This window comes from Bradyrhizobium sp. UFLA05-125, from assembly GCF_059803515.1.
Genome location: NZ_JBANBJ010000004.1, coordinates 197,700 through 210,862, shown reverse-complemented (window position 1 = coordinate 210,862; position 13,163 = coordinate 197,700). Strand labels below are relative to the sequence as shown.

At 64.0% G+C, this 13,163-nt stretch carries 14 protein-coding genes; 5 read left to right on the top strand and 9 right to left on the bottom strand.

Features of this window, described 5'->3' with window-relative positions; translation table 11 throughout:
• Positions 1-52 precede the first annotated feature (52 nt).
• The 4 genes from SO156_RS07390 to SO156_RS07375 are packed head-to-tail and all read left to right on the top strand — an operon-like array spanning position 53 to position 3,266.
• Positions 53-766, top strand: a complete 714-nt coding sequence (locus SO156_RS07390; protein WP_498534349.1) for a PIG-L deacetylase family protein — start codon at positions 53-55, stop codon at positions 764-766.
• Positions 763-1,446 (top strand): 4-carboxy-4-hydroxy-2-oxoadipate aldolase/oxaloacetate decarboxylase, encoded by a 684-nt coding sequence (locus SO156_RS07385; RefSeq protein WP_498534348.1) that lies wholly within the window; start codon positions 763-765, stop codon positions 1,444-1,446. Before SO156_RS07390 ends, SO156_RS07385 begins: the two co-directional genes overlap by 4 nt.
• 24 nt (positions 1,447-1,470) lie before the next feature.
• Positions 1,471-2,340, top strand: a complete 870-nt coding sequence (locus SO156_RS07380; RefSeq protein WP_498534347.1) for a substrate-binding domain-containing protein — start codon at positions 1,471-1,473, stop codon at positions 2,338-2,340.
• Between the two features lie 2 nt (positions 2,341-2,342).
• Complete coding sequence (locus SO156_RS07375) at positions 2,343-3,266, top strand: DUF1932 domain-containing protein (RefSeq protein ID WP_498534377.1); 924 nt, start codon at positions 2,343-2,345, stop codon at positions 3,264-3,266.
• Here SO156_RS07375 and SO156_RS07370 read toward each other — a convergent pair.
• Positions 3,250-4,524, bottom strand: coding sequence for an amidohydrolase family protein (locus SO156_RS07370; protein ID WP_498534346.1), 1,275 nt, complete (start codon positions 4,522-4,524; stop codon positions 3,250-3,252). The genes SO156_RS07375 and SO156_RS07370 overlap by 17 nt on opposite strands.
• Positions 4,525-4,673: 149 nt before the next feature.
• Between SO156_RS07370 and SO156_RS07365 the strand changes: the two genes are divergently transcribed.
• Positions 4,674-5,093, top strand: coding sequence for a nuclear transport factor 2 family protein (locus SO156_RS07365; protein ID WP_458143386.1), 420 nt, complete (start codon positions 4,674-4,676; stop codon positions 5,091-5,093).
• A gap of 15 nt (positions 5,094-5,108) precedes the next feature.
• Here SO156_RS07365 and SO156_RS07360 read toward each other — a convergent pair whose 3' ends face one another.
• The 8 genes from SO156_RS07360 to SO156_RS07325 form a co-directional block, all read right to left on the bottom strand.
• Complete coding sequence (locus SO156_RS07360; RefSeq protein WP_458143387.1) at positions 5,109-5,396, bottom strand: YciI family protein; 288 nt, start codon at positions 5,394-5,396, stop codon at positions 5,109-5,111.
• A gap of 59 nt (positions 5,397-5,455) precedes the next feature.
• A complete protein-coding gene (locus SO156_RS07355) occupies positions 5,456-6,430 on the bottom strand; it encodes a sugar ABC transporter substrate-binding protein (protein ID WP_498534345.1) in 975 nt (324 codons plus the stop codon).
• Positions 6,431-6,477: 47 nt separating this feature from the next.
• Complete coding sequence (locus SO156_RS07350) at positions 6,478-7,455, bottom strand: ABC transporter permease (protein WP_458143389.1); 978 nt, start codon at positions 7,453-7,455, stop codon at positions 6,478-6,480.
• A complete protein-coding gene (locus SO156_RS07345; RefSeq protein WP_458143391.1) occupies positions 7,452-8,402 on the bottom strand; it encodes an ABC transporter permease in 951 nt (316 codons plus the stop codon). The genes SO156_RS07350 and SO156_RS07345 overlap by 4 nt, the downstream gene beginning before the upstream one ends.
• Positions 8,395-9,897 carry a sugar ABC transporter ATP-binding protein gene (locus SO156_RS07340; protein ID WP_498534344.1) on the bottom strand — a complete coding sequence of 501 codons (1,503 nt, stop codon included), beginning with the start codon at positions 9,895-9,897 and terminating at the stop codon, positions 8,395-8,397. Before SO156_RS07340 ends, SO156_RS07345 begins: the two co-directional genes overlap by 8 nt.
• 65 nt (positions 9,898-9,962) lie before the next feature.
• Positions 9,963-10,847 carry an intradiol ring-cleavage dioxygenase gene (locus SO156_RS07335; RefSeq protein ID WP_498534343.1) on the bottom strand — a complete coding sequence of 295 codons (885 nt, stop codon included), beginning with the start codon at positions 10,845-10,847 and terminating at the stop codon, positions 9,963-9,965.
• 15 nt (positions 10,848-10,862) lie between these two features.
• Positions 10,863-11,765 carry an NAD(P)-dependent oxidoreductase gene (locus SO156_RS07330; protein ID WP_498534342.1) on the bottom strand — a complete coding sequence of 301 codons (903 nt, stop codon included), beginning with the start codon at positions 11,763-11,765 and terminating at the stop codon, positions 10,863-10,865.
• Positions 11,766-11,785: 20 nt separating this feature from the next.
• Positions 11,786-13,159 (bottom strand): amidohydrolase family protein, encoded by a 1,374-nt coding sequence (locus tag SO156_RS07325; RefSeq protein ID WP_498534341.1) that lies wholly within the window; start codon positions 13,157-13,159, stop codon positions 11,786-11,788.
• Positions 13,160-13,163: the final 4 nt, after the last annotated feature.

Here is a 13,163-nt window from a genome sequence, read left to right as displayed (position 1 = left end):
GCTTCGCTAGAAGCAGGTCAAGCTTTGAAGAGATGAAAGGGGAGTTTGTCCCATGAAGACAGGTCTTGTAATTACCGCCCATCCCGGCGATTTCGTCTGGCGCGCGGGCGGCGCCATCGCGCTGCATGCCAAGAAGGGCTACCGGATGAAGATCGTCTGCATGTCCTTCGGCGAGCGCGGCGAGAGCCAGTTCGCCTGGAAGGAAAAGGGCGCGACGCTCGAGTCGGTGAAGGCCGGTCGCAAGGACGAGGCCGAGCGCGCGGCAAAACTATTGGGCGCCGAGATCGAGTTCTTCGATTGCGGCGACTATCCGCTCAAGCTGACGGAAGCCCATTTCGATCGCATGGTCGACATCTACCGCGAGCTCAACCCGAGCTTCGTGCTGACCCATGCGCTGGAGGATCCCTATAATTTCGACCACCCGAATGCAGCGCATTTCGCGCAGGAGACCCGCGTGGTCGCGCAGGCCATGGGCCACAAGCCGGGTGCGCAGTACAAATATGCCGCGCCGCCGGTGTTCCTGTTCGAGCCGCACCAGCCGGAGCAATGTAACTACAAGCCGAACCTGATCTTGAAGATCGACGAAGTCTGGAAGGAGAAGTACGAGGCGTTCCAGATACTCGCCGCGCAAAAGCACCTCTGGGGCTACTATGAGCGCGTCGCGCTCAACCGCGGCATCCAGGGCAGCCGCAACACCGGCGTGCCCATGACCTATGGCGAAGCCTATCAGCGCCTGTTCCCGACTGTTGAGGAGGTATTGGCATGAAGCCCGTCGTCGTTCGCAACATCAAGCGCGCCGATCGCGGCGGTATGGCCGCCTATGGCGTCTCCACCGTGCACGAGGCGATGGGCCGTGTCGGGCTGATGAAGCCGTATATGCGGCCGATCTGGCCCGGCGCGCAGATTGCTGGCCCTGCGGTCACCGTGCTCGCGCAGCCCGGCGACAACTGGATGATCCATGTCGCGGTCGAGCAATGCAGGCCGGGCGACATCCTCGTGGTCGGCTGCACCACCGATAATACCGACGGCATGTTCGGCGAACTGCTTGCGACGTCGCTTCACGCGCGCGGTGTGCAGGGGCTCGTCATCGACGCCGGCTGCCGTGATGTGAAGGCGCTGCACGAGATGAAATTCCCGGTGTGGTCTCGCGCTATCTCGGCCAAGGGAACGGTCAAGGCGACGCTGGGCTCGGTCAACGTTCCCGTAGTCTGCGCCGGCGTCAATGTAGAGCCCGGCGATATCGTGGTCGCCGACGACGATGGCGTCGTGGTGGTGCCGAAGCGGCTCGCGGCCGAGGTTGCCGAGAAGGCAAGGAAGCGCAACGCGGACGAGAGCGGCAAGCGCAATCGTCTTGCCTCGGGCGAGCTTGGCCTCGACATGTACAATATGCGCGAGGCTCTGGCGAAAGCCGGGCTCGTCTATGTCGACAATCCCGAGGACGTCTGAGCAGGCGAAGAGCGGAGCGGGCTGATGGATCGTCTCAAGCTGCGGACCGTGCTCGGATCGCATCTACATGTGGAGGCGTTAAAGAGCGGAGAGCTCCGCTCCGATCGTTTCGACCTCGACTTCATCGAGTACACGCCGACCAACACGGCGTTCAAGCCGATGGTGCGCGAGCAGGCGTTCGATGTCTGCGAGATGGCGATCGTCACCTATCTGATGGCGAAAGCCCACGGCAAGCCGCTGGTGCTGTTGCCGGCGACCATGCTCGGCCGCTTCCAGCACGCTTACGCGCGGTATAATCCCGAGCGCGGCACGCTCGGCCCGTCCGATCTGGAAGGCAAGCGCGTCGGCATTCGGTCGTTCACGACCACGACCGGTGCCTGGATCAGGGGAATTCTCGCCAATGACTACGGGGTGAATCTCGACAAGATCAGCTGGATCACCTTCGAGGATCCGCACGTGGCTGAATATATCGACACCACCGAGCGCGCGCCGAAGGACAAGAAGATCCAGCAAATGCTGCTCGATGGCGAGCTCGACGCCGTGCTCGGCGAGACATCGAACGATCCGCGCCTCAAGCCGCTGTTTCCCGATCCGGCCGCGGAGGCCGCGAGTTGGTACGCCCGGCGTGGCGTGGTCCCGGTCAACCATCTCGTGGTCGTGACCGAGGCTCTGGCAAAATCGCGCCCCGACGTCGTCGCCGGCGTGTACGATCTTCTGACAGCCGGAAAGGCGAAGGCAGGCGTGTCCGCCTCGCCCGATCTCCTGCCCTTCGGGGTCGAAGCCAATCGCAGGCCGCTGGAGCTGATCATCGACTACGCCTACCAGCAGGCGCTGATCCCGCGCCGCTTTGCGGTCGAGGAGCTCTTTGACGACACCACGCGAAGGATGAACTGATGATGTCCGGTGATCCCAGGCGATGGCAGATAGGACTTGTCGGTTATGGCGAGGTCGGCAAGATCCTCGCGGAGGACCTGCGCCAGCAGGACATCAAGGTCGCGGCCTTCGACCTCAAGCTCGGGAACGAGCAGGGCGCGGCCTTGCGAGATCACGCCACGAAGCGCGGCGTTGCGTTGGTTGCCTCGCACGCTGATCTGACCGCAAAATCCGACCTCATCGTCTCCGCTGTCACCGCAAGCCAGGCTGTCTCGGTGGCGCAAGCCTGCGCAGGCGCGATCAACCAGGGGGCCTGGTTCCTCGACTTCAACTCGGCCTCGCCCGGCGCCAAGCAGCGTGCCGCCAAGCTGATCGACGACGCCGGCGGACGCTATGTCGAGGGCGCGGTGATGACCTCTGTGCCGCCTTATCGCATCAAGGTGCCGCTGCTGCTCGGTGGCCCCGGCGCACGGGAGCTCGAGCCGCTTCTCAATGCGATCGGCTTTGCCGCCAAGGTCGCGAGCGACAAGCTCGGCGTCTCCTCGGCGGTGAAGATGTGCCGGAGCATCATGATCAAGGGCCTGGAAGCCATGGTCATCGAGAGCTTTACCACGGCGCGCGCCTATGGCGTCGAGGATGCAGTGCTGGCGTCGCTCGCGGAAACCTTTCCGGGCATCAACTGGGAGAAGCAGGGCGCTTATTTCTTCCAGCGCGTGATCGAGCACGGCCGCCGTCGCGCCGAGGAAGTGCGCGAGGTTGCCGAGACCGTGCGAGAGGCGGGGCTGACCCCATGGTCGGCCCAGGGCACCGCCGAGCGGCAGGCCTGGGTCGCCGATCTCGCCGACGAAGGCCTGTTCGGCATCAGGGGCTCCAAGGAATTCGCCCGCAGCGCCGACTGGCGCACAGAGGCGGACCGCATCCTGGCAAAGATCAAGCGTGAGGGATGACGGCGCGCGGTTTGCCCGAGTTTGAGGGCGGAAACAGGACGGCTTGTTGCCGTTCAAAGACCGGCCGGCCGTTCTTGAAGCCCATCATGATCTCCGGCAGTTCGGCGACTGCAAAGCGGCCGTCGCGCGTATCGAGCACGACGAAATCGGCCGGGTTGCCGTTTTTGAGGCCGTAGTTTTTCAAGTTCATCAGTCGCGCCGGCAAATCGGTGACGAGATCGAGGCAGGTGTCGAACTCGCCGACTGATGCATGCGCGACGTTGGCGTAGAAGTTCGCCATCCGCAGCAGCGACGCATCGCCGAACGGCGTGAAGGGATTGAGCACATTGTTGGTCGCAACGGAGCACAGCACGCCGCTCGCGACGAGCTTGTGGGCCACCGTAATGCCGCGCGGCACGTTGTGCGTGGCATCACGGCCCATCAGATAGAGATCGGTCGCCGGCAGCACCGTCACGGCGACACCGGTTTTTGCGAGCCGTTCGACCACTGGTCTCAGGCGCTCCGGCGCTAGCGCGGAGAGCTTTGTGACATGGCCGATCGAGACGCGGCCCTGATAGCCGCGCTGTTCGGTCTGCCGGCACACTTCGTCGAGATGCGACCAGGACGCATCGAGATCGAAGTCGAGATGGAGATCGACATCGACATCGAATTCCTGGGCGAGGTCGAAGATGCGCTTAAGATGCGCGTTCGGATCGCTGTCGGTATAGGGACAGCCGCCAATCACCTCGCCGCCGTCGCGCAGCGCCTGGACCAAGAGCTCCTCAGCTCCGGGATCGTTGGTCAGCCCCTCCTGCGGAAAGACGCAGAGCGACAGATCGAGCGCCCAGGCATAGTCGCGCCTCAGGGCTTTGACAGCCTCGAGGCTGCGCAGGCCGATTCGCGGATCGATCTCGACATGGGTGCGCATCCGCGTCGTGCCGTGCACGATTGCGCGTTCCAGGACCCTGGCGCCGCGGGCATAGACGTCCTCAACCGTGAAATCGCGCTTCATCGCCGAGACGGCGCGGATGGCGTCGCTGAGACTGCCGTGGTCATGCCCGCAGCGGCCGAGCAGGCAGGCCTTGTCGAGGTGGATGTGGGTGTCGACGAAGCCGGGCAGCACGAGCCGACCTTGGAGGTCGATCTCGACGGCTTCGGCCTGAAGGCGCGGCTCGATCGCGGCGATCTTGCCTTGGGAAATGCCGATATCGGCGGGAGCGGTGGCGCCGCGCATCAGCGCGTTGCGGAAGATCAGGTCGAAGGCGGTTCGGCTCGTCATGGCACCAGCACTCTACGGCGTAAGCGTACGGGAGCGTGCCCTGCGGGGGCACCTCCAGATATCCAGCAAATGAGTGCGGGAATGTTCAAATTATATGCATGCAATCCAGCAGCCCAGGGTTAGTATCCCGCATCTTTCGGAGAAGCGCCATGTCCGTTGCCGCAAAAGTCCCAAGCAAAACCATGTCCGACGCCGAGATCGTCGAAGCCTATCTGACGGCCTCGATGATTCCCGACCCGGAGGCCGCGGCGGTCTACATGGCGCCGGGTACGGTGATCACCTTCACCGGTGGCCGCGAATTCGACCATCCGCGCGGGCCGACTGGCTTCAATGCCAAGCGCTATCGCTGGGTCAAAAAGAAGATGGACCGGTTCGACGTCTGCCCGGGCGAGGGCGAGACCGTTGTCTACAGTGTCGGCACGCTCTACGGCGAATGGCATGACGGCACACCTTTCGAAGGCAATCGCTACGTCGATCGTTTCGTAGTGCGGGGCGGCAAGATCACCAAGATGGACGTCTGGAACGACAGCGCCGAGCGCATCCTGGTTCAGCGCGGCATCGACGCCTGAGTCGTCCGGCGCCCGTCAGCCCTGCCGCCGCAGGAATCCCGTGATGGTGACCTTCTCCCAGATGCCGGCTGCGGCAAAGGGATCGGCGCCGTTAAAGGCCTCGACCTCGGCGCGTCCGGGCGCCTCGATCAGGAACAAGCTGCCGATCATCTTCTCGCCGTCGTCGGAGACGAGCGGGCCAGACATGACGATTTTGACCCCGAAGCGCGAGGTGTCGTTCAGGAACACCTTGTGCGCGTCGTAGTTGGCGAGCCGGGTCGGCAGCGCGCCGGCGCGGTCGACGGCGTGGATAGCGAACAGCATGATATCTCCGGTATCTTGGGACGGCCGTTCTGACGACCGTCCCTGATTGTCAACGATGCCTATTTCGAGCCGAGCTTTTGCGCTTCTTCCCACGTCGGGCAGGTTCGCTGCTCGAGCGGTTGATCGAAGGGCTGGTAGTTGTCCTTCGTGATCACGGTGGGCTTGAGCACGATCTCGGCGACGACGGGTTGCTCGCGCAGATTACGGATTGCCATCATGGTGCCGAGGCAGCCCTGCGCAAAGCCGTTATAGTCACCGCTCGCGAGCAGCTTGCCGGACTTGATGGCGTCGATGGCTTCCTTGGTGCCGTTGATGCCGATCACCTGCGCCTTGCGATTGGCGCCGTCCAGCGCCTCGATCGCTCCGACCGCCATGGCGTCGTTGGCGGCGAGCACGCCGTCGATCTGCGAGTTGGACTGCATCAGGTTCTCCATCACCTGGAGGGCTTGCAGCCGCTGGTAATTGGCGGGCTGCGAGGCCAGCAGCTTTGCGCCCGGAGCTTCCTTGATCGCATCGTTGAAGCCTCTGATCCGATCGACATTGGTCAGCGAGCCCTTGACGCCCTCGATGATGACGATGTTCCCCTTGCCGCCGAGCGTTTTCAGCAGATAGCGCGCGGTCTCGAGCCCGAGGCTGTAATCGTCGGCGCCGACGAAGGAGACGAACTTGCCGCCGGCGGAACGGTCGGTGATGTTAACGACGGGGATCTTGGCGTCGTTGATCTTCTCGACGCCTGGCACCATGGCCTTGTAGTCGACGGGAATGAAGACGATGGCGCTCGGCTTCTTCACCACGACGTCCTCGATCTGGCTGAGCTGCTCGGGAATCGAGTCCGGCTTGGTCGGGATGTAGTGCAACGTCTTGGCGTTGAGCGCCTTGGCTGCGACGTCCGCCCCGACGCGCACGGTCTGGAAGTAGGGGTTGGTCTGGTTCTTTGTGAAGACCGCGATGGTCTCGCCGTCGGCGCGGGCCTGCGTCGTGAACGCGGCTGCCATCAGAATCGGTAGTGCGAGGTGGCCCAATTTCGATTTCATGTAATCTCCATCCCTCATTTTGGTTTGTTGGATTTTCGCGAAAGAACTCATTGCGTGCGGCGGCGTGTCTTCATATCGAGCCAGACCGCGAGAACGACGATGACGCCGGTGACGAGCGGCTGCCAGTTGGCACTAACCGAGAGCAGGTTCATGCCGTTGAGCACCAGCGTCAGGATCAGCGCGCCGACGAAGGTGCCGAATACCGTGCCGACGCCGCCGAACAGCGACGTGCCGCCAATCAGCACGGCCGCGATCGCCGGCAGCGTCAGGCTTTCGCCGATGTCGGCCTCCGCCGAATTGAGCCGCGACAGGAAGATGATCGACGCAAGCCCCGCCATGGTGCCGGAGACGGCGTAGACCAGCAACAGCCGGCGCGCGACCGGAATTCCGGAGAGCCGCGCGGCAATCGGATTGGCACCGATCGCATAGATCTCCTGGCCCCAGATTGTCCGCTGCGCGAACAGTGTGCCGATCGCAAGGAAGATCAGGAGCAGGTAGACCGGGATCGGCAGGCCGAAGAGATAGCCGCTGCCGATCTGCCGGAAGCCGGCGGGGAAGCCGTGAATGGTGTCGCCGGCCATGTACCAATAGGTCAGGCCGTTCAGCACCCAGAGCATGCCGTAGGTGGCGATGAAGGAGGGGATGCGCAGCGCCGTCACCATGACGCCGTTAAGGAGACCAACGACGCCACCGGCCACCAGCGCGGTAAGGATGCCCAGCGCCGGCGAGCCGGTTTGATGGATCACGGTGCCGGCAAGGCAGGCTGAGAGAGCGACATTGGCGCCGACGGAGAGATCGAGCCCGGCGGTCAGCACCACCAGCGTCAGGCCCGAGGCAATGAAGAAGGTCAGGCTCGCCTGCCGCAGCACGTTGAGGATGTTGCCGAGGCTCAGGAAGGAGTCGCTGAGGACCGCGAGCACCGCACAGATCAGCAGTGCCGCGAGCAACCGGTAGAATACCTGGATCGCATCCTGCGACAGGAAGGAGCGGGGCGGCGAGATGGCCTCCTTGGTGATGTCGGTCATGAGCGGCTCCTGATGCCGTCCAGGAACAGCGCGACGATGACGAGGACGCCGACGCTTGCGACCTGCACAGAGGATGGCAACGAGATCAGATTGAGGCCGTTGCGCAGGACGCCCACCGCGATCACGCCGAGCACGGTACCGAGCAGCCAGCCATTGCCGCGCTCGAATGAGGTGCCGCCAACCGCAACCGCCGCAATCGCATCGAATTCCAGTCCGAGACCGGCGGTCGGGTGGCCGGAATTCATGCGCGCGGTCATCAAGAGCCCCGCGACGCCGGCCATGGTGCCGCCAATCGCGTAGACAGCGATCAGCAGCCGGTTCGGCGAGCGGCCGGCATATCTCAGCGCCTCGCGATTTCCCCCGAGCGCGAAGATGTAGGTGCCGAAGCGGGTGTGATAGAGCAGGGCATGAAAGAACGCGTAAGTCACGAGTGCCATCACGATCGGCACGGGCACGCCGAGCAAGGTGGATGAATAGATATCACGCACACTGTGGGGGATGCCGACGACGCTCTGGCCGTCGGAGACGATCAGCGACAAGCCCTGCGCCATGCCGAGCGTGCCGAGCGTCGCGACGAAGGGCGGAATCCCGAGAACGGCGACCAGCCAGCCGTTGATGGTGCCAAAGGCGGCGCCGACCAGCACGCCGGCGCCTAGCCCAAGCAGCATCGACTTGGTCGCGAGCGACACGATGGCGACGCAGAGGGAGGTCAGCGTCAGCACTGCGCCCATCGAGAGGTCCAGGCCTTCGGTCATGATGATCAACGTCATCGGCAGCGCGAGCATGGTCAGGATCGTCGACTGCACCAGCACGTTTGAGAGATTCGCGACCGACAGGAAGCCGGGTGCGACCGCCCCGAACAGCGCGATCAGGAGCACCAGCACGACAGCGACGCCGGGAATGCGCTGGAGCGGATTTGGTTGCGAAACGACTGCGGCCTCACGCATGATGCATTCCCAGTCGCACGATGTTCTCCTCGGTCAGCTCAGTGCGCGACAGATGCCCGGCGATGCGGCCCTCGCGCATCACATAGGCGCGGTCGCAGACATGGCAGATCTCGACCTGCTCGGACGAGATCATCAACGCAGCTGCGCCCTCGGCGACCAGCCGGTCGATCAGCGCAAAGATCTCTGACTTGGCGCCGATGTCGATGCCGCGCGTCGGCTCGTCGAAGATGAAGAGCTTTGCACCCGCGGCGAGCCATTTGCCGATCACGACCTTCTGCTGGTTGCCGCCGGACAGCAGGCCGACGGTCTGCCGGGCATTCGGCGTGGCGATCCTGAGTTGCCGGATCAGATTGTCTGACGTGCGCTGTGCGCGGCGTTGATCGAACAGGCCACTCGGGAACAGCTTTCTCAGCGCCGACACCACGAGATTGTCGCCGACCGAGCGGAGCAGAGCGAGGCCCTCGCTCTTCCGGCTCTCAGGAATCAGGGCGATGCCGCGTCGCGCGGCGACGTCGGGCTCACCGGAGATCGTCTTGCCGTCAAAAACGATCTCGCCTGATGTCACGGGATCTGCGCCGAAGATGGCGCGCGCGACCTCGCTTCGGCCGGAGCCGACGAGGCCGCAGAGGCCGACGATCTCGCCCTGACATACCTCGATGTCGATGTCGGAAATGCCGGTTGGCGAGGTCAGGCCCTTGACGCTGAGCAACACCTGGCCGGGCTTGTCGACGAAGTTGCGCGGATAAGTCATGTCGACGGTGCGGCCGACCATCATGCGCACGAGCTGGTCGGGCGTGACGTCGGCCGGCCGGACGCCGTCGATACGCCGGCCGTCGCGAAGGATGGTGATGCGGTCGCCGAGCGCGAACACCTCGGCCATGCGGTGCGAGATGTAGACGATCGCGACCCCGTCGGCCTTCAGCCGCGCGATCAGCGCGAACAGGAGCTCGGTCTCGCGGTCTGACAGCGCCGCGGTCGGCTCGTCCATGACAAGGATGCGCGCGTTCTGGCTGATCGCCTTCGCGATCTCGACCATCTGCTGCTGGGCGACGCCGAGCTTGTCGATGGTGATGGAGGGATCGATGTCGAAGCCGATGGTATCGAGCACGCGCTTGGCATCGGACAGGATCTTGCGGCGGTCGATGGTGCCGGGGATGCGGCCCTTCGGCTCGCGGCCGAGGAAGATGTTTTGAGCGATGTCGAGATAGGGGACGAGCGAGAATTCCTGGAAGATGACGGCAATGCCGAGCTTCTGCGCGTCGGCGGTCGACGACATCGCGACCTTCTTGCCCTTGTAATAGAACTCGCCTGCATCGGCGCGGTAGGCGCCGCACAGCACCTTCATCAGGCTAGACTTGCCGGCGCCGTTCTCGCCGAGCAGCATGTGCACCTCGCCGGGAAACACGGCGAAGGACACGTCGTCCAGCGCCTTGACGCCCGGAAACTCCTTGCTGATGCCGCGCAGCTCGAGCAGCGGTGTGTCAGCCTCCTCCATCGTCCGTCCTCTCCAAAAAGCTCGATTTGCCGGACTCTTGTCGGTCCTTTCAGCCGTGATCCGGCTTAAGCAGCTCTTGCGTTGCTCGCAACCTGCTTCAAGCCGAAATCATAGTTGAGATGAAAATACTCAGCCCCCACCATGCGGCCATCCGGCGCACGACCTGGTGGATGACGGACGAACTCGCGGATCAGGCTGTCCTTGACGCCGAACACCACGTCGCTGTCGAGGTACTTGTCGCCGGCGACGAACACATGCGTCACGAGCTGTTCGAAGCCTGGCGCGGAGATCATGAAATGCACGTGTGCCGGGCGCCAGGGATGGCGGCCCTGCGCCTCCAGCATCTCGCCGACCGGCCCATCATGCGGAATTGGGTATGCGGCGGGCTTGATCGACCAGAAATGGAAGCGGCCGTCGGCATCGGTGTGGAAGCGCGCGCGCATCGCGAGATCGCCGATCTCATCGAGTTGCTGCACGTCATAATATCCATCGCCGTCGGAATGCCAGACATCCACCACTGCGCCCACCAGCGGCCCGCCGTCCTCGGCCGAGACGGTGCCTGTGACCAGCATCGGATCACCTTCCATGGTGCCGGAGATGTCCTCGCCGCTGTTTTTCTCCGGGGCGGCCTGCACGAAGAAGGGGCCGAGCACCGTGGTCTCGGTCGCGCCCTCCGGCACCGGATGATTGATGGCGTCGACCAGCATGGAAACGCCGAGCGTATCCGATAGCAGGATGAACTCCTGGCGCTTGTCATCGCACATGTGGCCGGTGCGGGTGAGGAAGTCGATGCCGTACTCCCATTCCTTCTGGGTCGGCCGCACCTCGCGCACGAAGGCATGAAGGTGGCGCACCAGCGCCTCGCTCACTTGCTTGATCCGCGGATCGGTCGCGCCCTCGATCCGCTCGAGCACGGCGTCGGTGATCGTGTTCTCATTGAAGTTACGCAACGTTGCCTCCGTTGATCAGAGTTTTGGTTCGCCAAGCCCTGACAGCCGTTCGAGATGCTTGACGGTCGCGATGAAGTCGGTTTCACCATCGCCTTGCGCAACCAGTGAGCCATAAATCTCGCGCACCTGTGCCGCGAGCTGGAGCGGCACGCCGACGGCGTGGCCGGCGCCGAGGATGAGATCGAGATCCTTGGCCATCTGCTTGCAGGAGAAGGTCGACTCGAAATCGCGCGTCCTGAGCGGCGCGGTCTTGTACTTCACCATGGGAGAGGCAACCGCGCTGTCGTCGAGCACCTTCAGAATGTCATGCCAGGCGATGCCGCCCTTTCGAGCGAGCGCCAGGCTCTCGGCCATCATGGCGGCCGACACAGCAATCATCAGGTTGACGGCGAGTTTTGCGTAGCGCGCTTCTTCACCGGGCCCGAGATAGGTCTGCGCGCGCGTGAAGGTTGCGAACAGCGGCTTTGCGGCCCCGAAGACGTCCTTCGGCCCCGAGACGAAGCAGGTCAGCGCGCCCGTGTGGACGATGCTGGCGTTACCGGAGACCGGCGCGCGCAGATAGGCGACGCCGCGCGCCCGTGCGGCGGCATCGACCTCAGCGGAGGCCTCCGCGCTGACTGTGCTGGTTTCGATCAGCACGGCTCCCGGCGCCATCGCGCCGATCAGACCGGTTGGGCCGAGCATCAAAGCGCGCAGCGCGCCATCGTCAGGCAGGGAGGTGATCACCGCAGCCCGGCCGCTGACCGCGTCGGCCGGTGAGGCCGCAATGGCGATGCCCTGTTCGCGTGCGGCAGCGATGCGAGCCGCACTTGGGTCGAAGGCGGTCACGGCATAGCCGGCCTTGGCGACGAGTGCCGACATCGGCAGGCCCATCTTGCCGATGCCGATGAAAGCGATGTTTTTCGAAGCGTTCGTCATTCTTGTTGTCCGTTGGCGCCTCAGGCGGCGCGTCCTTGTCGTTCGATGTCCTGCACCAGACGCCGCCCCGATTGTGCGAGCAGCTCCTTCTTCCGCTCCAGTTCGTCAACCAGCAGCCTGCCGTTCCGCTTCTTCCAGACGCCGCCGATCATCACGGCCTCGATATTGGCAAGGCTCGTCTGCATCACGACGGTGGCGACGGGATCGTGGACCGGAAAGAGATTGAGATCGGAGGCATTGATGACCACGAGGTCGGCGAGCTTGCCCGGCATGAGCGAGCCGATCTGGCCGTCGCGGCCGAGCATGCGGGCGCCCTCGAGCGTGATCCAGCGCAGCGCCTCGCGCGCCGGAATCGTCGTCGTCGCTGGAATCGTGCCGCTGGCGTTGCGCGACTCGGCATTGTCGAGCGCCCGCTGTATCGATAGAGCGACGCGGGCGGCAGAGAAGAGATCGCCGGCCAGCACGGATTCGAGATCAATGCCGATCGTCGGTCGAACGCCGCGCTTCAGGAGCCGGCCGGTGATCGGAAAGCCGTGGCCCTGGATCATCTCGTTCTCCGGTGTCACCGAGAACGACACGCCGAGATCGACCAGGCGTTGCAGGAGGTCGTCGGAGAGGTCGTTGCCGTGAACGATGTTGACATTGGTCCCGACGAGGCCCGCCTCGATCAGCTTCTCCCAGCCGTCCGCAGTCTTGGCCGGACCGCCGCCCTGATGCATCGATGCGATCAGGTTAAGCTCTCGCGCCAGGCGGAAGTCACGCGTGGCGACGTCGAGCGTCGCATAATGCGGGCCGAGAATGGCAAGTCCAAGCGTGACAAGGCCGTTACGATCGGCGAGGGGACCCGCCAGCAACCGCTCGACCTCGCGGCGCGGATGCGGGATCTCCGAGAAATGCGGCTCGCCGGGTTTTGGCTCGGGTTTCGGCGAGCCATGAAAGAAGGCCGCGCGAATACCGCTCTCGATCAGGCCGCGCACGGCCGCGTCGGTGTGGTCAGGCGTCGGATTGTTGTGGCACCAGTCAACCAGCGTCGTGGTGCCGCAATTGATCTGGTTCAGCGCGCCGACCAGCGTTGCGATATAGATGTCGTCGGGCCGGAACACGGTCGCCAGCCCTGCATGCATGCGGCGGAAATATTCGAGCAGCGTCCAGTTCGCGGCAAACCCGCGCAATGCCGTCTGCCAGGTGTGCATATGGGCGTTGATCAGACCCGGAATGACGATACGCCCCGTGCCGTCGATGACCTCAGTCTCGGCCGCTCCGCTGCCAAGCTCGATGCCGGGGCGCACGTCAACGATCCGGTTGCCCTCGACCAGCACGTCGCCGGTAGGGAGATCGCCAACCGCATCATCCATGCTGATGATGGTTGCTGACTTGATCAGCGTGCGCCGCATCGCC